Annotated in this window: 21 protein-coding genes; 18 read left to right on the top strand and 3 right to left on the bottom strand. The window is 42.9% G+C overall.

Going from position 1 to position 23621, the window contains the following annotated elements:
* Window positions 1-7: 7 nt before the first annotated feature.
* The 7 genes from ABC357_RS19740 to ABC357_RS19710 all read left to right on the top strand — a co-directional run bounded on the left by ABC357_RS19740 (window position 8) and on the right by ABC357_RS19710 (window position 10212).
* Complete coding sequence (locus tag ABC357_RS19740; protein ID WP_412889307.1) at window positions 8-1144, top strand: ROK family transcriptional regulator; 1137 nt, start codon at window positions 8-10, stop codon at window positions 1142-1144.
* A 17-nt stretch (window positions 1145-1161) separates the two neighbouring features.
* Entirely contained in the window at window positions 1162-2220 is a 1059-nt protein-coding gene (locus ABC357_RS19735; protein ID WP_412889306.1) for an extracellular solute-binding protein, read from the top strand.
* Window positions 2221-2311: 91 nt separating this feature from the next.
* Window positions 2312-3382 carry an ABC transporter ATP-binding protein gene (locus tag ABC357_RS19730; RefSeq protein ID WP_412889305.1) on the top strand — a complete coding sequence of 357 codons (1071 nt, stop codon included), beginning with the start codon at window positions 2312-2314 and terminating at the stop codon, window positions 3380-3382.
* Window positions 3383-3395: 13 nt separating this feature from the next.
* A complete protein-coding gene (locus ABC357_RS19725; protein WP_412889304.1) occupies window positions 3396-5114 on the top strand; it encodes an ABC transporter permease in 1719 nt (572 codons plus the stop codon).
* Window positions 5115-5147: 33 nt separating this feature from the next.
* On the top strand, window positions 5148-6659 hold the full coding sequence (gene argH, locus ABC357_RS19720; protein WP_412889303.1) for an argininosuccinate lyase: 1512 nt from the start codon (window positions 5148-5150) through the stop codon (window positions 6657-6659).
* A 1-nt stretch (window position 6660) separates the two neighbouring features.
* Window positions 6661-7608 carry an N-acetylglucosamine kinase gene (locus ABC357_RS19715; RefSeq protein ID WP_412889302.1) on the top strand — a complete coding sequence of 316 codons (948 nt, stop codon included), beginning with the start codon at window positions 6661-6663 and terminating at the stop codon, window positions 7606-7608.
* 102 nt (window positions 7609-7710) lie between these two features.
* A complete protein-coding gene (locus ABC357_RS19710) occupies window positions 7711-10212 on the top strand; it encodes a PIG-L family deacetylase (protein ID WP_412889301.1) in 2502 nt (833 codons plus the stop codon).
* 56 nt (window positions 10213-10268) lie between these two features.
* Here ABC357_RS19710 and ABC357_RS19705 read toward each other — a convergent pair whose 3' ends face one another.
* Window positions 10269-11933, bottom strand: coding sequence for a glutamine--tRNA ligase/YqeY domain fusion protein (locus tag ABC357_RS19705; RefSeq protein WP_412889300.1), 1665 nt, complete (start codon window positions 11931-11933; stop codon window positions 10269-10271).
* A 279-nt stretch (window positions 11934-12212) separates the two neighbouring features.
* Window positions 12213-13058 carry a DegV family protein gene (locus tag ABC357_RS19700; RefSeq protein ID WP_412889299.1) on the bottom strand — a complete coding sequence of 282 codons (846 nt, stop codon included), beginning with the start codon at window positions 13056-13058 and terminating at the stop codon, window positions 12213-12215.
* A gap of 268 nt (window positions 13059-13326) precedes the next feature.
* Here ABC357_RS19700 and purU point away from each other — a divergent pair, with 268 nt between their 5' ends.
* From purU to ABC357_RS19655, 9 genes are all read left to right on the top strand, one after another.
* Window positions 13327-14226, top strand: a complete 900-nt coding sequence (gene purU, locus ABC357_RS19695) for a formyltetrahydrofolate deformylase (protein WP_412889298.1) — start codon at window positions 13327-13329, stop codon at window positions 14224-14226.
* Window positions 14227-14244: 18 nt separating this feature from the next.
* Window positions 14245-14835: a histidine phosphatase family protein gene (locus ABC357_RS19690; protein WP_412889297.1), complete on the top strand. Its 591-nt coding sequence runs from the start codon at window positions 14245-14247 to the stop codon at window positions 14833-14835.
* 678 nt (window positions 14836-15513) lie between these two features.
* Window positions 15514-15858, top strand: coding sequence for a lmo0954 family membrane protein (locus tag ABC357_RS19685; protein WP_412889296.1), 345 nt, complete (start codon window positions 15514-15516; stop codon window positions 15856-15858).
* A gap of 62 nt (window positions 15859-15920) precedes the next feature.
* Complete coding sequence (locus ABC357_RS19680; protein ID WP_412889295.1) at window positions 15921-16568, top strand: PspA/IM30 family protein; 648 nt, start codon at window positions 15921-15923, stop codon at window positions 16566-16568.
* A gap of 104 nt (window positions 16569-16672) precedes the next feature.
* The gene (gene liaF / locus ABC357_RS19675; protein ID WP_412889294.1) at window positions 16673-17407 is read left to right on the top strand and encodes a cell wall-active antibiotics response protein LiaF; all 735 of its coding nucleotides are present in this window, start codon (window positions 16673-16675) and stop codon (window positions 17405-17407) included.
* On the top strand, window positions 17404-18444 hold the full coding sequence (locus tag ABC357_RS19670) for a sensor histidine kinase (RefSeq protein ID WP_412889293.1): 1041 nt from the start codon (window positions 17404-17406) through the stop codon (window positions 18442-18444). Before liaF ends, ABC357_RS19670 begins: the two co-directional genes overlap by 4 nt.
* Entirely contained in the window at window positions 18434-19069 is a 636-nt protein-coding gene (locus ABC357_RS19665) for a response regulator (protein ID WP_412889292.1), read from the top strand. The genes ABC357_RS19670 and ABC357_RS19665 overlap by 11 nt, the downstream gene beginning before the upstream one ends.
* 29 nt (window positions 19070-19098) lie before the next feature.
* Window positions 19099-19740 (top strand): HAD hydrolase-like protein, encoded by a 642-nt coding sequence (locus tag ABC357_RS19660; RefSeq protein ID WP_412889291.1) that lies wholly within the window; start codon window positions 19099-19101, stop codon window positions 19738-19740.
* Between the two features lie 11 nt (window positions 19741-19751).
* Window positions 19752-20933 carry a class I SAM-dependent methyltransferase gene (locus tag ABC357_RS19655; protein WP_412889290.1) on the top strand — a complete coding sequence of 394 codons (1182 nt, stop codon included), beginning with the start codon at window positions 19752-19754 and terminating at the stop codon, window positions 20931-20933.
* A 34-nt stretch (window positions 20934-20967) separates the two neighbouring features.
* Here the strand turns inward: ABC357_RS19655 and ABC357_RS19650 are convergent, their stop codons facing one another.
* A complete protein-coding gene (locus ABC357_RS19650; protein WP_412889289.1) occupies window positions 20968-22020 on the bottom strand; it encodes a lactonase family protein in 1053 nt (350 codons plus the stop codon).
* A gap of 150 nt (window positions 22021-22170) precedes the next feature.
* On the opposite strand from ABC357_RS19650, the gene ABC357_RS19645 reads away from it, so the two are divergent.
* Both ABC357_RS19645 and ABC357_RS19640 read left to right on the top strand, forming a co-directional pair.
* Entirely contained in the window at window positions 22171-22893 is a 723-nt protein-coding gene (locus ABC357_RS19645; protein ID WP_412889288.1) for a CBS domain-containing protein, read from the top strand.
* A gap of 161 nt (window positions 22894-23054) precedes the next feature.
* On the top strand, window positions 23055-23522 hold the full coding sequence (locus ABC357_RS19640; protein WP_412889287.1) for a CBS domain-containing protein: 468 nt from the start codon (window positions 23055-23057) through the stop codon (window positions 23520-23522).
* Window positions 23523-23621 lie beyond the last annotated feature (99 nt).

The raw sequence follows: 23621 nt of genomic DNA, 5'->3' as shown, positions 1-23621 counted from the left end.
CACTAAGATGGTGAAGGCGCTAAATAAATCGCTGTTGATCCAGGAATTGCGGGAGCGCCCCAACCAATCAAGAGCGGACCTTTCCAAAAAAACGAAACTAAGCAAGCCTTGCGTATCTGAGCTTGTAAATGAATTGATCAAGGAAGGGATCGTCTATGAAACAGGGACAGGAAAGTCTTCCGGAGGAAGGAAACCAATCCTTCTGGCATTCAATCCCACCTCCCATTTTGTTGTGGGCGCCATGTTCCAAAATAATCGACTATTCATGGTGTTAGCAGATATGTGCGGCAATTGGATACAAGAAGAAACATATTCTTTTTTATTGCCCGCTGAAGGGGAAGACTTGATTGAAATGATAGAAAAAGGCTATTTCTCTTTGCTGGGGAAACAAAAAATCAAATGTGAAAAAATAGTAGGAATGGTTCTTGGATTGCCGGGCATTTTATCAGGGATGCATGACCCACTAGATTTTTCGCCCGGAATTAATTGGAGAGGATTGGATTTAAAGTCAGAACTGGAACGCCGGCTGTCCAAGGATATCAGCATAGAAAATGATGTGAACATGATGGCGCTTGGGGAATGCCGGAAAGAAAAGGGAAGAAGTCTTCAAAATATGGTGTACGTCTTTGTTGGGAATGGGATAGGGGCAGGACTAATTATTAATGGGCATCTATACAGAGGTTCTTATTCTGCAGCTGGAGAGATTGGCCATATGGTGATTGGCGACCTGGAAGGAAGGCACAAGAAGATGGGTCTCTTTGAATCCAATTACGGGCTTATGAGGTTGAAAGAAAGGCAGGCCATGCTTGGATTTCCTTATGATGACCATACTTCCGCTATTGAACAGCTTCAGCGGACCAATGATAGGCAAATCGCTTTGTATATCGATGAGGTGGTCTTCAGCTGGGCAAGGGCGGTTATAAATATTGCGAGTATGATTGACCCAGAGAGAATTATTCTGTCCGGAGAACTTATACACTTAAACGAGTTTTATTATGCAAGATTCATAGAGTATCTCCATGAATTTTTGCCGCATTGCCCCAAAATTGAGAAAACCAATTTAGGCTTTAAAGCCGGCTTATATGGAAGCATCCAACTAGCGCTCAGGCTATATACTAAGCGGGCTTTAATCATAAATGAATGAAATAGGGGAGGTATTCGATGTTTAAGAAAAACTATTTTATTGTGGCAGTCCTTATTTGTTTATTAATTGTATCAGGCTGTTCAAACGGGCAGAAAACGAAGGAGACAGATGAAAAGAAGGCAAAGAACAGCGGATCGCTGGTCATTTATACGGCCAGGGATCAAACGGTAGTCGATCAAGTCGTTAAATTGTTCAATGAGAAATATCCGGATGTGAAGGTGGATGTGTTAACAATGGGTGCGCAACAAATTCTGGAACGTGTCCGCGGGGAAAAATCAAACCCGCAGGGAGATTTTTGGTGGGGAGGCACTCAATCATCTTTTATGACTGCCGCAGATGAAAATTTGTTGGAATCGTATAAAGCTAGTTTTGATGCGAATATAAAACCTGAATATAAAGATGAAAAAAATCGTTGGTACGGCGAAATGCTATTGCTGGAAGTCATCATGTATAACAGCGATAAACTCAAAAAAGAAGAAGCGCCACAGGATTGGGATGAATTGCTGGATTCAAAATGGAAGGACCAAATTATCATCCGCGGTGTAATGGCATCAGGCACGATGCGAACCATTTATTCTGCGATGATTTATCGCCAAGGAGCCGATAACCCGGAAAAAGGTTATGACTGGCTGAAAAAGCTTGAAAAAAATACGAAGGATTACGCACAGGATCCTACTAATTTGTATTTAAAAATTACTCGGCAAGAGGGGCTAATTTCATTATGGAACCTTCAGGATATCCTCCTTCAGAAAAACGAACATAACCAGCCTTTCGATTATGTATACCCAAAGAGCGGGGCCCCGATTCTTGTGGATGCGGATGGGCTTATCAAGAATGCTAAAAATATGAAAAATGCCAAACTATTTTATGAGTTTTTATTTGATTTGAAAACAAGGGAAACATTGGCGAAAGATCTCTATCAAATTTCAACCAGATCGGATATTGATACTAGTAAAATGCCTGACTGGTACAAGGAGTTAGATTTGAAGGCACTAGATGTAGATTGGAAAGTCATGGCCGAAAAAGAAGCTGAATGGATGGAGCATTGGGACCAAAAAATTAAAACGAATAAATAACCCGGAGATACTATTTGCAGGGAAGGTTCAGTGCTAGCAGCTGAACATTCCCTTTTTATATCTTATAAAAGGGAGAATGGGGGGATTTAGGTTGAAGGGAGTCAGGCTAGAACAAGTGACAAAAAATTTCGGTCCATCAAGTGGAGTGAAAGAGGTGGATATTGATATTCATCCTGGGGAATTTTTCACCTTCCTGGGACCGAGCGGATGCGGGAAAACAACTACATTAAGAATGATTGCAGGGTTTTATTATCCTACTAAAGGATCTATTTACTTTGATGGAGCGGAAGTGACGAATCTCCAGCCTAACAGGAGGAATATCGGGATGGTTTTCCAAAATTACGCCCTATTTCCCCATATGACCGTTTTCGAAAATATTGCATTCGGTCTGCAGGTAAGGAAATTCAGCAAGCCAGAAATCAAGGGGAAAGTTGAAAAAGCACAAGCGCTATTATCCCTGCAGAATTATGGATCAAGGAAAATCAATGAACTTTCAGGAGGGCAACAGCAAAGAGTCGCATTGGCCCGCGCCCTCGTCATTGAGCCGGATATATTATTGCTCGATGAGCCACTCTCCAATCTGGACGCCAAGCTTAGAGAAGAAACAAGAGTTGAGATTAAGCGTATCCAGGTTGAACTAGGCGTGACAACCATTTATGTGACGCATGACCAAACGGAGGCCATGACGATGTCTGACCGGATTATGGTCATGAATGAAGGAATTGTCCAACAGGTCGGCACTCCTTTTGAAATTTATAATAAACCGATCAACCACTTTGTTGCTTCCTTCATTGGTGAATCCAATATTTTAGAGGGAAGTGTGGCCAAGCTTACAGACTCTCATGCCATCGTTGAAATAGCGGATGGGATTCAAATAAGCGGCTTTAGAAAAAACGCCTCAGAAGGCATTGAGTTTGCAGTAGGAGAGAATGTCTTTCTTGCCATTCGCCCTGAAGCCATCCTGCTGGAAGAAGGATCTGGTTCTCTCAAAGGAGAAGTTCGGCTCGTTGAGTTCACTGGCATGACCATTAATTACGTTGTGCATATTGGCGGACACTCCGTTAAAGTGATGACAATCAATGAGGGAAGGGATGTATATAGAATAGGGGACAGTATGTCAGTAACCTTTCCTGAAGATAGTGTATATTTCATAAAAAAATAAAGGAGGTGGAGAGTTGAATCAATCAGGCCAAGCTCAGAGGCAGAAAGGGCGTTTTTCGCAGTCGCGTTATTTTATCTATGTCCTTGTTGCCCCTCTATTTCTTATTCTATTAGGTTATGTGGTCTATCCTTTTTATCAAACATTTGTGCAGAGTGTTCATTCCAATGGGTTTTGGAGTGCAGAGAATTACCGCCATTTTTTTAATATAGAAAACATGGCCAACTTGGAGTCTCTCTGGACGAGTGTCTATCTATCCATCTTGAGCGTCATTGCATGCGCAGCGGTCGGCATAACTATGGCATTCTTGCTGGAACGCTACGATTTTCCGGGGCGCGGTATTTTGTCTGTGCTCGTTCTTGTACCAATGGCGCTGCCTCCGCTAATCGGCGTACTTTCTTTTACATTTCTATACAGCGAGAGTGGAATCATTCCGCGTGCCATCCAATCGTTATTCCATCTGGAGAAAGTTCCGTTCGCTTTGGATGGATTGGCGGGCGTAATCGTTGTCCATACATTTACCATGTATACCTATTTTTATTTAACTGCATCAGCTGCCATAAAAGGGCTCGATCCATCTCTTGAAGAAGCTGCCACTTCACTTGGTGCCAACCGGTTCAGGATATGGAGGAAAATCATATTGCCGATGCTGACCCCTGCTATGATCGCCGCGGCACTCCTTGTTTTTATGATTTCAATGGCATCTTATACAGCACCTCTCATTTTTGGTGTTGAACGTACAATGACGATGCAAATTTACTTGTCTAGGACAAATGGGAATTTAGATATGGCAGCAACTCAGTCTACTATCCTATCGCTTGTTTCGATTGCTTTTTTGCTTATCATGAGATGGTACCAAAGCAAACGCAACTTTGAAAACCAGAGTAAGGGGATGGCCGTACACAGGACAGAGATACGATCGAAAACCATGAAATACATAAGCATCGTTTTGTCCTTTTTAGGCGTCTGTATATTGTCATTGCCGATCCTTGTGTTGGTTTTAATATCATTCTCTGTCGATGGCGACTGGAGGACGCAAGTTGTTCCGCCGACTTATACATTCGACCACTATAAGGCATTGTTTTCAGATGAAAGAACATGGCGTCCTATTTGGAACAGTTTGCAGATGAGCTTTGCTGCTACTATAGGGAATATTCTTTTTGGGGTTGCAGCAGCCTATGCCATTGTCCGGACTAAATTCAAGGGCAAGGCAATAATGGATATTCTCATTATGGTTCCATGGGCGTTGCCGGGGACAGTAGTGGCTGTTAATTTAATTGCAGCGTTCAGTGAACCTTCCGTTTTCAGCTTCAATCAAGTGTTGATCGGAACCTTTTGGATATTGCCGCTTGCTTATTTCATCAGGCATCTTCCTCTCATCTTCCGTTCAACATCTGCAGCCCTCATACAAATGGACCCATCAATCGAGGAAGCAGCAAGAAGTCTGGGGGCCACATGGTGGTATTCATTCCGAAAGGTAGTCTTTCCTTTGGCTCTCTCCGGCATATTGGCAGGAACTCTGTTGGCGTTCGTGGAGGGCATCGGTGAATTCGTCGCTTCCATTCTGATATACAGTACTTCCACTATGCCGTTATCGGTAGCCATCTTTCAAAAGATGTATGCGTTCCAATTCGGAACAGCATGCGCGTATGGAGTGCTGCAAGTCATCTTAATCATTGGTGTTTTGTTCATATCGCAAAAACTAACAGGTAAACAGACTGCTTCAGCCATTTAAGGGAAATGAAGCGGCGGAATGGAGTGTGATGGAATGAAAATGGATAAAGAAGCTATTTTTCAGGAGGACGGGAGTTTATTTCCATCCAAAACGTATTCTGATTTAGTGCTTAAGCCTGCATACGATGAAGCCAAATGCCATTTTATCGTCCATATGATGAATATCAATTATGCACATGCAATCATGCTTGCAGAGGAAGGGATCATCAAGAATGAGGACGCCAAAAAAATTGCAGCTGCTCTAAGAGAATTGGAAGGAAAAGAATATCAATCGACACTTTACAATCCGAAATTTGAAGATTTGTTTTTCCGTGTGGAATCTGAATTGCTGGAGAAGGCAGGCAGCATTGGAGGAAATCTTCACATCGGCAGAAGCAGGAATGATATGGGCATTGCTATTTACCGAATGACATTGAAGGAAAAATTGATTACATTAATAGAGAAAGCGGTCAGCTTTTACCAATCGATCATCACATTGATGGAAACACATAAAAAAACAATCATGCTGGGCTATACACATACACAGCAAGCTCAGCCGACAACGTTGGCCCATTATTTAAGCGGGATGGCAGACATTCTATCGAGAGACATTCATAGGCTATTTGCTGCTTTAAGCACTGTAGACAGCAGTAGTATGGGAGCTGCGGCTTTAACAACCTCAGGTTTTCCTATCAATCGATATAGAATGCAGACGCTCCTTGGATTTGGAAGGATGATAGAAAATTCATGGGATGCAGTAGCGGGGGCGGATTATCTTACAGAAACGGCTGCAGCAGTCCAATTATCGGCAGTCCACCTGGGAAGGTCCATACAGGATTTCCTGCTCTGGGGCACCCAGGAATACGGGGCAGTCAAACTGGCCACTCCTTATGTCCAAATCAGCTCCATCATGCCCCAGAAAAGAAATCCTGTCAGTATGGAACATATGAGAGCTATCCTGTCCGGTGTTTCCGGCGATATGCAGACCGCTTTGCTGATGGTCCACAATACGCCTTTTGGAGATATTGTCGATACAGAGGATGATTTACAGCCATATTTATGGAGAGGAATCGACAAATTGGCCGGGGTCTTTCAATTATGCTCATATGTATTGCTTACGATGGAAGTGGATAAAGAAAAGCTGCGCAAAAGGGCTGAGGACAGCTTTGCAAATGTAACTGAATTAGCGGATACGCTTGTAAGAGTTGATGGGTTATCCTTCAGGCAGGCACACGAAGCAGTAAGCAATGCCGTTAAAGCTGTCGTTGGAAAAGGCAAAGAACGGTTATCAGATTTAACGCTGTCGGTTTTAAATGAACAATTGCAGGCACTGGCTGGGAAAAAGTCATTATTATCTGAAAAGCAATTTAAGCTGGTGTTAGATCCACATTATTTTATTCAAGTAAGAAAGCTGAAAGGCGGACCGAATTTCACCGTAATGGAATCGACAATCGAATCTAAAAAAAGGGAACATGTAGAATTGGTGAAGAAATGTACATTGATCAAAAAAAACTGGATGGATTCGCAAACAACTATAAAAAGAATAATAGACGAATGGATGAATTGAGATGATAAAAAAAGAAGTACCGCTTTTGGCAATCGATGGCGGAGGCACGAAAACGATAGCAGTGATTACGGATGAATATGGGTATATCCTCAAACAAGCCGTGACAGGAGCAACAAATTATCAGTCTGTAGGCATCAAAACGGCCGGAACATATCTGTTTGATTTAATTCAGTCCGTTGTGCCTGCCGAGCAAGAAACAGTCATTAAACGGGCCGTTTTTGCGATGGCAGGGATTGATACAGAAAAAGATCGATTGATGGTGGCTGAAATGATCGAAGGAACCTTGGCGCGGCTGCAGGTTAGCGTCCGGGAAGTCATTATAGAAAATGATTGTTTGTCTGCATTATTAGGAGCAACCGGCCGTTCTCCAGGTGCCCTTTTAATTGCGGGAACCGGTTCGATTGCCTATGCCCATAACGGAAAAGGTGTTATTTCACGCGCCGGCGGATGGGGGCATCAAGTCGGTGATGAAGGAAGCGGATATTGGATTGCCAAAGAAGCAGTGGGGACATTGCTGAAAGAGTATGACCGGGGCGGTGCTGAGACAATTCTACTAACCAAAATACTTCGATTCTTATCTTTAGATCATGTAGAGGAACTTTATAATTGGGTTTACAGTGAAGGAAGTTCGGCCAATATAGTCAGCCGCATAACGCCGGTTGTAGCGGAGGCATTCAGGGAAGGCGACATGTTAAGTAAGAATATACTGGAGCGGGCGAGTGCAGAATTAGCCGATTTATTAGCGGATGCTTTAAAAAAAGCAGAATTAACTGATCTGCCTTGCCGGGTCATTCTTCAGGGAGGTGTTTTGCAGCATATAGATTATGTACGCGATACAGTCATCAACGCCATCAAAGAGGAGTATCCGAAGGTTCAGCTGTTGACCAGTGATAAGCAGCCGATCAGTTATATTATCCAACGGGGTTTGTTAGCGCTGCAAGCCGACTAATGGGACTGTCATAGGCAGTAATAAAGATCACAATATAAAGCTAATATCCAGCACTTTTTGATTGTTCCCTTGGTTGAACATACTTTCAAAAGGAGTGGGAAAATGAAAAAGATAATAGGTTTTATCCTTTCGATCATTTTAGTTTTGGGGTATTTGCCCCAATTGTCCCATGCTGAGAAAAGGAACGAAAACGTAGCATTGTGGAATGCCATTAAACCATTGGAAACGACCGTCACCTTTTTGAATACAGGGGCCCATCCGGATGATGAAAGAAGCGACTTATTAGCGTATTTATCAAGAGGACTGGGCGTAAAAACGGCTAGTTTAATTGCCAATCGCGGCGAAGGAGGGCAGAATGAAATCGGAAATGAACTGGGCAACGGCCTCGGTATTATCCGCACATATGAAATGAAGGAGGCTGCGAAGATCACAGGTGTAAAAGCATACCATCTCAGCCAGACGACCTCTGACCCTATCTATGACTTTGGCTTTTCCAAAACGCCAGAAGAGACTCTATCCAAATGGGGTGAGGAGGTTGTATATGAACGCTTAATCAGGTTCATTAGAACGTATAAACCGGATATCATCATGCCTTCTTTCCGTAATGATAACACGCAGCATGGCCACCACCGGACCATGACCATATTGACAGAAAAGGCGTTTGCCGATGCAGCAGATCCTACTGTTTTTCCGCAGCAGTTAAAGGAAGGCCTGACAGCCTGGCAGGTGAAAAAACTATACTTGTCAGCTGAATCGAAGGAAAAAGCGACGACTTCATTGGAAATAGGGATGCTGGATTCCATATACGGAATGACCTATCCACAGTTGGGTGAAGAATCCCGTTTTCTCCATAAAAGCCAGGGAATGGGCTCCAAAATCCCTGCAGAACCGAGACAGGTTTATCTGGAACTTGAAAAATCGAATGGCGCAGGAACGAATGACACACTATTCAAGGGCGTACCTTATAACCTATCGGAATGGGCAAACGAGCTGCCAGCCGCCCAAAAACACCTCAAATCGAAACTGCAGCAATTACAGAAGCAGTACAATCAAATCATTACATCCTATCACAATGAAAAAAAAATCTTACCACTAACCCATCAATCCCTAAGAGATACAGTTGCATTAAAGAACACCATTGCAAAAGCTAGTCTGAACAGCAGCCTGAAGGCCAATCTCCTCAGTAAACTGTCCATAAAAGAACAGCAGCTCTCTGAAGTCAGCGCCGTTGCATCCCAGGTGGATGTTGCAGTAAAACTTGATCATCTATTGCTTAATAGAGGCAAGAAGGAAACGGCAGCCATTACTATAAAAAATAAAGGGGAAGTTAAACTAAAGGATGTTTCTGTCCGGCTGAATGTACCGAAAGGCTGGAAGCAGCCAACTAGTAAAAAACAGGGTGATGTAGCATTTGGAAAAGAGAAAAAGGTCCAATTTACCGTCGAAGTGCCTACAACCGCTACCTATTATCATCCATATGAAGAATCGGCCATTTCAGCAACAGTGACTTATTCAATCAATGGAACGAAGAATTCCTATTCATACCCGGTTGATGGTACAGTTGCTGTTTTGCCGGAAGCCAGTGTGCAGGTCCTTCCGGAAAGCATGATGTTGAATACAGTAAACCCAGCCAATTCGTTTATTGTCGATGTGAAGGCTAAGAATTATACAACCGGAAGGAATGAAGGGACCATTACTCTCGAAGTCCCTAAGGGCTGGGGAATCGAACCACGCCAGCAAAAGGTTGCATTCAATAAACAACTGGAAGAGAAGCAAGTCCGCTTTACTGTATATCCTCCTAAAGATGTAAAGGAAGGAACGGTAAGCATACATGCAGCAATGAATATGAATGGGCAAAAGCAAACAGCCTACGTGCAAGAAATAAAGTATGATCACATCGGCACCCGCTATTATGTGCAAAATAGTTCATCAAAGGTAGAAGCCTTCCCGTTAAAGAAGCCTCAAAATATAAAAATAGGTTATATTGACAGCGGATTTGACAAGGTAGCCGAGCATCTTCAACAGGCAGGATTAAATGTGGTGAAATTAACTGAAAAAGACTTAACGGCACCGATTTTGCAGCAATATGACACGATAGTGGTCGGCATTCGCGCTTATTTATCAAGGGCTGACCTCCTGGCCAATAATGCAGCGCTGCTGGCATATGTCCAAAATGGTGGCCATGTTGTGATGCAATACCATAAGCCTGCGGATAAATGGGATACAGCTAAATCCGCTCCTTATGCATTGAAAATAGGTAATCCATCTATTGATTACAGGGTAACGGATGAAAATGCAAAGGTGACGGTGCTCCAACCCGAGAGCAGCTTGTTCCATTTCCCTAACCAAATTACTGACAAGGATTGGTCTGGCTGGATTCAAGAACGGGGGCTTTATTTCCCGATGGAGTGGGACGCCCATTACCAATCAGTCGTCAGAATGAATGATCCGAATGAAGCTCCGTTTGACAGCGGAATCTTAGTTGCTGATTATGGCAAAGGCACCTATATTTATACGAGCTTGGTTTTCTATCGGCAAATACAAGAGCAAGTGCCTGGAGCCTATCGGATTTTCACAAACCTATTGAGCTACAAAACCGAATAAAAATAAATAATAAAGGACCTGCACCGGATGTTGAGGTGCAGGTCCTTTCAAATATCTTACAGTTTAAATGAACTTTTCAATGAAACAATCAGGTTAAAAACAAGTTTCTCTTCCGTAGTCAGTTTGGGATCTACGCTGAAGTAGCCGTGGCGGAAGAATTGGAACTTATCTCCGGCCTGCGCATCCTTCATATTTGGTTCAACAAACCCTTGGTGAATTTCAAGTGAATGTGGATTGACTTGGTCAAGGAATGTTTTTTCTGCTTCTTGGCCGGCTTCTTCATCCTCTTGAAGCAGAGGGTTAAAGAGACGGAATTCAGCAGGTACAGCTTGAGTGGCTTCCACCCAATGCAATGTCCCTTTTACCTTACGCCCTGTAAAGCCTGAGCCGCTCTTTGTTTCTGGATCATATGTGCAATGGATCTCGATAATATGGCCTTCATCATCTTTAATAACTTCTTCACACTTAATGAAATAAGCGTGCTTTAAGCGAACTTCGTTTCCAGGGAATAAGCGGAAGTATTTCTTCGGCGGGTTTTCCATGAAATCATCTTGTTCGATGTAAATTTCACGTGAAAATGGGATTTGTCGGGTACCCATTTCTTCATTTTCCGGATTGTTTTCCGCTTCAAGCATTTCAACTTCGCCTTCCGGATAGTTCGTGATGACAACCTTCAACGGCTTAACGATCCCCATAGTACGAAGTGCTTTCAGCTTCAAATCTTCACGGACGAAGTGCTCAAGCATTTGTACGTCCACAACGCCGGAGGATTTACTTACACCGATTTCGCGGCAGAATGTACGGATGCTCTCCGGTGTGTAACCGCGGCGGCGGAGACCGGAGATGGTCGGCATGCGCGGATCATCCCAGCCATCGACAATGCCTTCATCGACCAATTGTTTCAGCTTGCGCTTACTCATGACGGTGTCTGTCAGATTTAAGCGGCCAAATTCGTATTGATGGGGCGTATGTTCCATTTCACATTGCTCAACAACCCAATCGTAAAGTGGGCGTTGATCTTCGAATTCCAATGTACAGATGGAGTGGGTCACTCCTTCAATGGCATCCTCCAATGGGTGGGCGAACGCATACATTGGGTAGATGCACCACTTGTTTCCTGTATTATGGTGTGAAGTGTGTGAAATACGGTAGATGACCGGATCACGCAAATTAATGTTCGGCGAGCCCATATCTATTTTTGCGCGAAGCACTTTTTCGCCATCGCTGAATTTGCCTTCTCTCATTTGAGTGAACAGCTCAAGGTTTTCCTCGACCGTGCGGCTGCGATAAGGGCTTTCCTTGCCAGGCTCCGTCAGAGTTCCACGGTATTCGCGGATTTCATCAGCAGATAGATCATCGACATAGGCTAGTCCTTTTTTAATTAATAGAACGGCTTTTTCATGCATGATATCGAAATAATTGGATGCGAATAGGAGATTATCCCACTCGTAGCCCAGCCACTTCACATCTTCTTTGATGCTGTCTACATACTCCTGGTCCTCTTTCAGAGGGTTTGTATCATCGAAGCGAAGATTTGTGCTTCCTCCGAATTCATCTGCTAAACCGAAGTTCAAAACGATGCTTTTCGCATGGCCGATATGGAGATATCCATTCGGCTCTGGAGGGAAACGGGTGATGATTTCATCATATTTTCCGCTTTTCAGATCATCGCTGACGATCGTCTTAATAAAATTAGAAGCGTTTGGTGTATTTTCACTCAAAATATTCAACCTCTTTCGTTCTTATATGTTATTTAAATTATATAGAAGTTATATGTTTTTTACAAAGTATGCACGGAATGGCCGAAGGCTGCAATAGCTTTTTCCGTAAAGGGCAATAACGGCCTGCATGTCCGGGCTGTTTCCAGAAGTTTACGAGTAAATATACCATAAAAAAAGAGACTTTTCTAATAAAGGATAGCTGGGAGGGCAACCAGGATAAAAAGAAAACCTTTGCCGGCTTCTTTGCCGAAAAAGGTTTTCTTTAAACAGTATCTGGCGTCATTCGTTCGCCCAAGCGACTACGATGGTACCTTCGCCTGAATGGACGGATACGGTAGCGCTTAATTCGGAAATGATGACCTCAATGCCGGGGTAAGAGCGGATTAATTCTTCTTTGTATCCAATCGCTTTTTCTAGAACATTTCCATGCATAACGAATATTTTGGAGATCGGATGTTTCTGATAGGCATCTTGGAAGAGTTCCATGATGCGCTTAGCCGCCTTTTTTTCGGAACGTACCTTTTCAAACAACTCGAATTTGCCGTCAAATATACGGATAATCGGTTTGATTTTCAGTAAGTTGCCGAGAAGGTATTGTGTGCCTGACATTCTGCCGCCTTTATAGAATTGGTCCAGATTTCCTAAGACCATGTAATTCTCAATTTTATATGCATCTTGCTGTAGGGTATCAGCGATTTCTTTTACCTCAAGGCCTTGTTCATTCAGTTCCATGCCGAGCCATATCAATCGTGTAATGGCAATGGCCATCGCTTTGCTGTCGACTACCTCCACAGGAAATCCTGCCATTTCACCGCCTGCACGGCAGCTGGCAAGTGTCCCGCTCAAATCAGCAGAAATATGGACGGCGATTGCTGCATCATACTTCCCTTTAAAGCTTTCGAACAGTTCGGCAAACCTTCCGACAGGAGGCTGCGATGTTTTCGGTATTTCCTGATCTTCTTTAAGGTTTTTATATAATTGATCCGTCGTTAAATCAATTCCGTCTTCATATGTACCGGAACTGAATGTAATGCTTAATGGCACTACATATAAATCTGGATGGTTTTTAAGTTCATCAGGAATATACGCTGTACTATCCGTAACCCAAGCAATTTTTTTACTCATATGATCTTTCCTTTGTGCATTATTTTCCGATAGGTTGCTTATTGCTATTTTTTGCTTTTATGACAATATCATACGCAATTTAAACGTACTAGCTTCTATTGTACTTGATTTACCCTTGGTTCTCTATGGATTCTTGATATAAAAGAAAAATATTCTTGTCCAAACTGTGAGAATTCTTTTTGTTTGAATGTATAAGGAGAGGTGACATCCGTAATAAAATATCGTAAAATTCATAAAAATAAGAATAATAAATGAGGCAGGGATTTTGATGAAGGATTTAATGAAAGAACAACAGAAGGATTACCAGGAGGTATTCGAAAACAGAGGAAGATTATTGATAAAATGCCCTGACCAGCCGGGGATTGTATCCGCGGTGTCGGCTTTTCTTTTTTCGCACGGGGCAAATATCATTGAATCCAACCAATACACTTCCGATCCGAACGGCGGAGTCTTTTTCCTGCGGATGGAATTTGAACAGGATCAATTGAATACGAATAAGGCACATCTGGAAGAAGAATTTCAATGCATTGCCGAAACCTTTGCGATGGAGTATAGCTTCCGTTATGTATCCCATTTGAAGAAGATAGCTATATTTGTATCCAAAGAACTGCACTGCCTACTGGAGCTGTTATGGGAATACCAAAGCGGGGATTTGATGGCGGATATCGCCTTGGTCATCTCCAACCATCCTGAAGCAAAGGATGTTGTGGAGCCACTGGGGATTCCATTCATCTATATGGAAGCCCATAAGGACATCAGGAGGGAAGTGGAGAAACAACAGATTAGCTATTTGAAGGCATATAAAATCGAGCTGATCGTTCTGGCAAGGTACATGCAAATACTCACCCCTGAATTTGTCCAATATTTTCCGAACCAAATCATCAATATCCATCATTCCTTTTTGCCGGCATTTATCGGGGCGAGGCCTTACGAACGGGCTTACGAAAGAGGAGTCAAGATTATAGGAGCCACCTCGCATTATGTGACGAATGACTTGGATGAGGGGCCGATCATCGAGCAGGATATAAAACGTGTCACTCATAGGGACCATACGGATGCGCTAAAACGAATCGGCCGTTCCATCGAAAGAAGTGTGTTGGCCCGGGCAGTCAAATGGCATGTGGAGGACCGCGTAATTGTCGAGAAAAATAAAACGATTATTTTTTAGGGAATAGGAGAGTAGTGAATGGATAATCGAGCTCAGGGTCCTGCATATGGGACCATCTCTTTAATCAGGCACGGGCAGTCCAGCTGTACAAGCCAGCCGTGGATAGATGGCAGACAGTATAAAGAATGGCTGTCAGCGTACGATGATAGAAGTATTCTTTCGGGCCAGATTCCGTTGGAAGAAAGTTTGGAATCCGTCAGAACGGGCGATTTTCTATATACTAGCCATCTGGCAAGGGCCATCGATTCGGCTGCTTTGCTTGGCCCTGGGAAGTCCTTTACTCAAGAGGCGCTTTTTCGGGAAGCAGCCATTCCGGCACCGTTTATTTTTAAGGGATTAAAGTTGAGTACGAATTTATGGAACGCGTGTATGCGCCTATGTTGGCTGTTGGGATACAGCGGTGATATAGAGCCATACAGGGCCGCTAAGAAAAGGGCGGAGCAAAGTGCGCTACAGTTGATGGAAGCAGCCTCCAGGGGGAATATAGTGCTAGTCGGCCATGGTTTCTTTAACCATATGATCGGCAAGGAATTGAGAAAACATGGGTGGCACACGGCGAGAAGGCAGCGCAGCGTGCATTGGGCGTGTACAACGTACAGATTGGTATAAAGAGGGCTAAGCGGTAAATGTAACAGAAGGTGTAGAAACAGCTAGAGAAAAGAATCCTTTCGTATACGCAGGGATTCTTTTTTCTGGCCTTCATCATACATTTGGCTTATTTAGAAGAAAATAGGAACGCATGTTCTCGTTTGTGTTATGATAGAAGGACAAGAGGAGAGGCCTTCCAGGACAGAAATCGCGATTCTGTTCGTATGGGGAGGTGATGTAATGACCGTCTTTGAGGCATTGATGTTTTCGGTATCGTTCGCTGGTTTACTTATAACCATTCTGTCATTTAACCGAAAAAAATAATCCACCTCCTGAAGGGATGCTTCAGTTGGTGGATTTTCTGAATCGGCTGCGTATAACTCTGTGAAGAGTCTCTCCGATTGCCGGGCTGCCTTCCATGGTGCAACATGGTGGCGGCCTATCTTTATTATACGAAATGAACGATTATTTTGTAACGACAAACTTCGATTGTTTTCTTTTTCTGATTTCCAGGCTGTTTCTTGGAGGGGGACGGTCTGTTCATTATGGTCTTCTTTTGTTAAAAGCCTTATATATCAATGGTTCAATGAGAGTTCTAGGAAGTGGTAAGCCCCAAGTCTTACCGCAAAATATAGCCGAGGTCGATTATAAAACAGCGCATTTCCAGATAAGATAGAGACAAGAAAGGAGGAGCGGACGATGAAAAAATTCGGATTGCTTATAGTTGGAGGTATTGCAGCTGTCATTCTTCTGGCGAATGTAGGCCCTATGATCGCACTTGCCATTACTTTGGTGCTAGGTTATTTGGTGGTTAAAGAGTTTATGAAGGCGACAAGCACAGCTGCGAAAATTATTTGGGGATTGATTGCCCTTGCTTTTGCAGGAGCGGCGATTTCTAACTTCCCATCCATCATTGGTTTAGTTGCTGCTTATGTCTTGTATGTTGTTTATAAGAAATGGAACGACAAAAAGCATGTTGAAAAAACAAGCAAAGAGGATCCTTTTGATAACTTCGAAACAGAATGGGCTAATTTAAATAAATAAGTGAAAAAATCTACAAAATGAAATTCAAAAATGAAAAACACATTTAAAGGAGAGGAATTACCATGTCAAACCTATTTTCCCGTATTAAATATTCAGTATCTGCAGACTTGCATGATTTATTGGACCAAAAAGAAAAGAAAAATCCTATCGCTTTACTGAACCAGTATCTTCGTGAATCTGAACAGCAGACAGAGAAGGTTCGTGCCTTGGTGGAACGCCAATACCTGTTGAAAGATGAATTCACACGCGAATATGAGGAAGCAAAGGAAATGGCGGAAAAACGCGCTTATCAGGTGGAAGTAGCTTCGAAGGCCGGCGAAGTAGACTTATATGACTTTGCGCTAGCAGAAAAAACACATTTTGAAGAACGTGCTGCCCGCATGGAAGAGGCAGTCAAGAATGCGGATGCCCAGTTGAACAAGCTGGAAAAGAAATATATCGATATGAAGCATAAGTTGAAAGATATGCAGCTGCGCCGCATGGAAATCATGGGACGGGAAAATGTTGCCCGCGCTAACCATAGAATGGATAAAGTGCTGGGAGAAAACCAAGCATCGGATCAAGCGACAGCCCGGTTCGATGAAATGGAAAAATATCTGTCCAAATTAGAAAACAAGGTGAATGAAGATTATATGAGAAGCACCATTGATTCCCGTATTGCAGAATTAGAAAAACAAGCAAAAAATCAGGAAAGTGATTTAATTTCGTGACATAGTCATGGTATTCTAGAAAAGGTGCAGTATAGTGCTGCACCTTTTCCATCCATACTAAGATAAATTATATGGCTTACATAAACAGAAAGGGGGAGCTTGGCATGCGATATCAATCAAAGACGGATTTATTCAGATGGATTGCTGCCTTTGCCATTGTGGTTCTCCTAATTGAAGTTACTTTTTTTGATAGTGGGCTCCTCTTTTCATTAGCTATGTCAGGACTCCTGCTTTATTTCGGGAAAAAGAAATGGCATCGCTTGATCGGTAAACTGGCAGTCATCATCGGCGGCATCAGCATGATAGTGACGATATCAAATATGCTGACCTTCAAGCTGCTCTTGATCGGTTTGCTGATTGCCATGCTGGTTAAATTCTTTCAGTCGCGCAAAAAGCCTGAGGTCTTTATGCCGGATTTTATGAAGGAAGATAGCATGGCTCCTCCAGAAACCCTTCTTTCTAAATCACTATTATTCAAAAATACATTCATCGGCGGCCAAATGACGCCTGACCAAGTCTATGAATGGGAAGACATCGATATCCAGAGCGGGATTGGTGATATTATTATTGATCTCAGCAATACGGTTTTGCCTAAAGGGGAAGCCGTTATTTCCATTCGCAATATAGTCGGATCCATTAAAGTCTATGTGCCGTATGACGTAGAAGTAAAGATTGTACATTCCGTCCTTGCTGGATCTGCAACGATCCTGAACAATAAGGAACAGCGCCTTATCAACCAAAGCGTGCTTTATTATACAACCCAATATGAAGAAGCGCCCCAAAAAGTAAAGATTGTCACAACTACCCTGGTGGGGAATATAGAGGTGAAACGGATATGAACATTATGCAGCGCCAGGTATTGCTGGGAATGCTCTATTCGTTTTGTCTCTCCTTGCTTTTTTTAGGCATCTTTTTATTCGTGTATCCCATCCATTCACTTATGGATCTATGGGAAAAAGAAGTGTTTGATGTTCCTTTTATCATTGGTTTTCCGGCGGTGAGCATCGTCATAGGCGCACTCTCGGGCGCTTTCATCGGATACGGCTGGCATAAGCAATTCAGTGAAATTAGCGGGAGCATAGCCGATATGGGCCAAGGGAAAGCATTTATACCCGGAGATAAAAAGAATATACAGGAAATTACAAACGTATACGAAAAAATGGGCAAATTGCAGCAACATATGACTGAGCAAATCACCATTTCCCAAAAATTATCGAATGAACGGGCGGAAGAACAAGAAAAACGAATCCAGGAAATTGTATCCCAGGAGCGCAACAGGCTGGCAAGGGAGCTGCATGATTCGGTCAGCCAGCAGCTTTTTGCCGCTAGTATGCTGATGTCCGCCATCAATGAAAATCCAATGCATAGCCATAATACAAAACAACTTCAGTTGGTCGAAGAGATGATCCACCAATCCCAGCTTGAAATGCGTGCTTTGCTGCTTCATTTGCGCCCTGTGCCACTTAAAGGGAAATCCCTGAAGGAAGGGATGGAAGAGCTATTGATGGAGCTGCTCCAAAAGGTTCCTATGAACATTACTTGGAAGCTTGAAGACATTAAGATGGATAAAGGAGTGGAAGACCAGCTATTCCGCATTGCCCAAGAAGCTTTGTCCAATACGCTGCGCCATTCCAAGGCGGAGATGGTTGAGGTTCGGCTATTCGAAAGGGAAGAGACGATCATTATGATCATTTCAGATGACGGTGTCGGATTTAATGTGGAAGCTTCCAAAGCAGGGGCATATGGTCTGCAAAATATGCACGAGCGAGCATTGGAAGTAGGAGGTACATTGAAAATCGTAAGCATTTTGAACAAGGGGACCCGCTTGGAAGTGAAGGTTCCTGTAATAGCAAAGGATGAGGAACATGGGAATTAGAGTGTTATTTGTAGATGACCACGAAATGGTGCGTATCGGCGTATCCGCGTACTTGTCTTCACAGCCTGATATTGAAGTGGTAGGAGAGGCATCCGATGGCGGCGAGGGTGTTGAGAAAGCGCTGGAGCTAAAGCCGGACATCATCTTGATGGACCTTGTCATGAAGGAAATGGACGGAATCGAAGCAACTAAACGGATTATCGATCAATGGCCTGAAGCAAAAATCATTATTGTTACCAGCTTTTTGGATGATGAAAAAGTATATCCTGCCCTGGAGGCCGGAGCTACCAGCTATATGCTGAAAACGTCCAAAGCAAGTGAAATTGCCGATGCAGTCCGGGCCACATTCCATGGACAGTCTGTTCTCGAGCCTGAAGTGACGGGGAAAATGATGCAAAGGATGAGAAAGCCGCAGCAAAGCGAGCTATATGAAGAACTGACAAACCGCGAAATGGAAATACTCCTGCTGATGACCGAAGGAAAGAGCAACCAGGAAATCGCAGATGAATTATTCATTGCCCTCAAAACCGTTAAGGTACATGTATCGAATATCCTAAGTAAATTACAGGTCCAAGACCGTACACAAGCAGTCATCTATGCGTTCAAGCATGCACTTGTGGAATAAAGGCTAAAGGAAAGAGGCTGAATAGAGACATGACAAAAAAATACGTACTTTTTGATTTTGATGGAACCCTTGCCGATTCGGGTAAAGTTGCCATTGAAGCGATCAACCAGCTGGCTGAAGTTCATGGATTTCCTAAAATTCAAGCATCGCAATTCCAACAGTTGCAGGCTTCCGCAGCAATCGGCCAACAGCAAAATACAGAAGCGATGGGCGCATTTTCTGCGGTAGCTGACGATTTTTATGCTATTTACAAGCAATCCCTGCATAAAATTCCACTGTTTCCTGGCATTAGGGAAATGCTTGAAGCTTTGCATGCCAATGGTATAGGTGTGGCTGTAGTCTCCTCCAATGAAGAAAGCAATATACGCGATTACTTCAAAGCCCAGAGGTTGTCTTTTATTACTGAAGTCTATACATCAAGCGATCTTTTCGGAAAAGCATCCATGATTAAGGATTTCTGCGGAAAGCATGGATTACATACCGGGGATGTTCTTTATGTGGGCGATGAGGCCAGGGATATCCGTGCCTGCCACCAAGCGGATACGGATGTTATTTGGGTTGATTGGGGATTTGACGGACAGGAAGAGGCTGTGAAAGAGAATCCGACCTATATGGTGTCCTCGCCGCAGGAGATCGTCGAGATTTCTTTAAGCAATGGAAAAAAGGAATGAGGTGACAACCAATGACTTCTACTATTGAAACAATCCGTTCCCTTTCTCTTGCTTTAGATGAACGCCATATACCTTACACTTGGGTAGAAGGGGCCTCTTTGGTGCTACAGCAAATCCCTGTTTCCGACCCTAGCCTGGAGGTATACGTGCAATGGGATGTTTTTGATACCTGTATGGAAGCATTTGCCGATAAAATAGCCGAGCCAGTGCAGCAAGGAGTTTCACGCGCATCCTGCAAAATGATTTGGAGACAGAGGGAAGTGCGCATATCCTGTCTTTTTAATACAACGATCAAAACAGATCCATATAGGATTGCAGTCGATTTAGAAGGACAGCCTATCATGTGCCGTTCTCTATACAGCTATTTATATGGATCAGATTTTACAGCATTTGCGAATGAAATCAGCCAAAGCCTTCTTTCGAAGCAAAGAGCTTTCACGGAGCACAATGAAGAGGCATGGAACCAGAATAATTATCAGGCTTTGATTGAAAGGTACGGGAATCCTGCTGATTTGGCAAGCAAAATAAAGGCCAACCCGGCTTGGAGGCTGCATCCTTTTTATCCGTACATGAAGGAATTGAAAGGAAAAAAAGTGCTCCATTTATTGGGGTCAAACGGCGTCAAAGCTGTGGCAATGGCGTTATTGGGAGCCGAGGTAACAGTGGTTGACTTCTCTAAAGAAAATGCCGCTTTTGCACGTGAACTAGCTGAAAAAACAGGTGTAACCATCAATTATGCAATTTCTGATGTATTTTCTTTATCGGATTCGGTCAAAGAAGAGCGTTTTGATTATGTATTGATGGAATTAGGGGTTCTGCACTATTTCATTACATTGGAACCATTAATGGATTTGATTGCAGAATTATTGGGGCCGGATGGATCGTTCATTTTGCACGAGTTCCACCCTGTATCGACCAAGCTGATCACCTCAAAGGGCAAAAAACATAAAGTGGACGGAAACTATTTCGATGCCAATTTGACCTATCAGCATGTGGCCTTCTCAAAGCATATGCCGGATGGCGTCCAACAGGAATTGAAGGAGACTGTCCATCGTAAATGGACACTGGGAGAAATAATAACGAGCGTCGGTTCGTCAGGCATGAGAATAACGGTTCTTGAAGAAGAACCGAACCATAAGCTTCATGACATCGGATTGCCTAAAACGTATACATTGGTTACAAAAAAAAGCTAGCTTCCAACTGGAGCTAGCTTTTTTGGGGCTGTTATTATTCGTTTTCACTCAAAAATTTAATGCAAACAGGATATGGCACTTCCGTATCGGACGAAATAAGAGTAAGTAAACCTGTTTCTTTATTGCGTTCAAAGAGGACAAGGTTATGCGACTCTTGATTGGAAGCGATAATGAACTGTTCAGTTGGATCAAAGGCAAAGTCACGCGGCCAAGCGCCTTCTGTCGATACATAATCCACGATTGCCAATTCGCCGGTGACTGGATCGATGGAGAAAATGGCAATACTGTCATGCCCACGGTTGCCTGCATAGACGAAACGGCCATCGGAGCTCACATGGATGGCGCTACCCTGGCTGTTTTCTGTGAAGCTTTCGGGAATGGCTTTGATGTATTGCTTGCTCGTAAAGCTTCCGTCTTCTTTGTTATAGTCCATCACGATGACTTCGTTGCTTAATTCAGTCATGATATAAGCATATTTCCCATTTGGATGGAAAGCGATATGACGCGGTCCGCTTCCCTGTTTCGTTGAGAACGACTGCACTTCCTTCAATTGATGGTTGTGGATGCTATACGTTTTTAATTGGTCGGTACCCAAATCAATAGCAACTGCGTATAGGCCATCCGGCGTAAAGTCGAAGAAATGCAAATGAGGCTTTTCCTGTCTTTCCGGGTTAGGTCCGCTTCCGGCCGATTGTACAGTGGAAGAAGCTGCTTGAAGTTCGCCGTCGATGACCGGCATAAGCTCTACTGTTCCACGGTGGTAATAGGCGGCGCTAACATGCGTTTGCTCTTCGTTAACCGCGACATAGCACGGTGAGCTTCCCTCGGAAAGCTGGATATTCTTTAATTGAAGACCGACTTTCCCAGGTTGGATAGCATAGGCAGCGACGCCTCCCAAGTCTCCTTTTTTGGCTGTTGCATATAGAGTATGCTGATCCTTGGTTATATTTATATAAGTAGGATTATCAATTTCAGCAGCTAATTGCACCCCACTTATATTTTTATTGTCTGTATCAAGTGTAAAGGCGTAGACACCCTTGCTGTTGCCTTTCGTATACGTTCCAACATAACCTGTATATTTGGTCATGAAAATCCCTCCAAATCATTGTTCTGCATATATATGAGTCTATTTTTACATAAATCTCTCTTCCTTTATACCCTATTTTTAACGAGATAGTTTGGTTTTTGATTAATAAAGGGAATAAATCACCATAATACAGGTTAAGGAGAGATGGGGATGGCGGAGAGTCAGACGGCGGATCAATCGGAAAGATTCGAGACCGCATTCAATAGAATTCACAAAGCATTAATGAAAAATGTAAAAGGGGCAAGAAGCGATAAATTCACGGATTTGGTCTATCGGGGTAAAAGCCATGGATTCATACGCTATTATGAAGCGGATTTGTGCCAGTTTGCCAAGCTTCGGAATGCAATCGTCCATGAGAAAATCAAACAGGATTATTATATTGCAGAACCGCATATAGATATAGTCGAAAAAATAGAAAAAATAGCGGAGGAATTCGAGAGACCGCCATCCGCTTTATCTATTGCGACCAAGCCGGTTTATTACTTTTATGAAAGTGACCAATTAAAGGATGTGCTGGATGTCATTAAAAAGCATTCCCATTCTATTTTCCCTATTTATAATGAAAAGGAAGAATACAGCTGGTTATTGACTGCCTCGGAAATTGTGAAATATCTGGCGGACCATTTTGATGAGGACAAAAGAGATTTAAACCGCGTAAAGATTAAAGAATTATTCAATCCGAAGCATAAAAAAAATATTGCGTTTGTTTCCCAACATACAACTGTTTTTGAAATAGAAGATATTTATGAAGAATATCAGAAGAGAAATAAAAAACTATCATGTGTTGTGATAACGCGTTCAGGGCATCTATCAGAAGAACCTAACGGCATTATTACTTCATGGGACTTACTGGGAGCGGAAATCAGCGAATAGAAAACGGCAGCTGCTTCTCCAGGGAATAGGCTATTGCGTATCTATTTTTCATGAAAAGAGATAGAAGAGTTTAAGTGTATAGTTGAAAGGGAATAGAAAATCGGATTTATTTCTCCAAAAAGGGTAAGATGAATATAATATGCTGGAGGAGCGTGATTATAATGGTTGTCAAAGATTTTATGATAAAAGATGTCATTTGCGCCAATCTTGATATGACGCTGAAAGACCTGCTTGAAAAAATGATAGAATGCAAAATTGGCGGAATGCCGATCGTTGATTCAGAGCATAAATTGGTAGGGATGGTCAGCGATGGCGACATACTTCGTCATTTAGCGCCGCAAAAACAAAGCATACATGATTATTTTACAATGATCACTTATATTCCCGAGAGAAAGTTGGATTCAACGGTTTCAGAGCGAATCCATGAAAGTGTTGAAACGATTTTAACGAACAAAAAAATTATCACATTAGCGCCTGACGATGACTTGAATGAGGTGGTATCGACTATTTCTAAGCATCATTTCAAAAAAATTCCGGTGATTGATCGTGAGAATAGAGTGATCGGCGTTATTTCACGCGGTGATGTCCTCCGGATGATCTATAAGGGCATCATCTTGAATTCAGATTGAAAGAAGGCTGTTTTTACATATAGACGAAAAGAGAGCTTGTAATCAAGCTCTCTTTTCTTTTGGAAAAATAGACAGGTAAAAGATAGAAATGGGTTCGTG

Origin of the sequence: Bacillus kalamii (assembly GCF_047238185.1) — a bacterium.
Classification (GTDB): domain Bacteria; phylum Bacillota; class Bacilli; order Bacillales; family DSM-1321; genus Bacillus_AD.
This window is presented reverse-complemented; position numbering and strand designations above follow the sequence as displayed.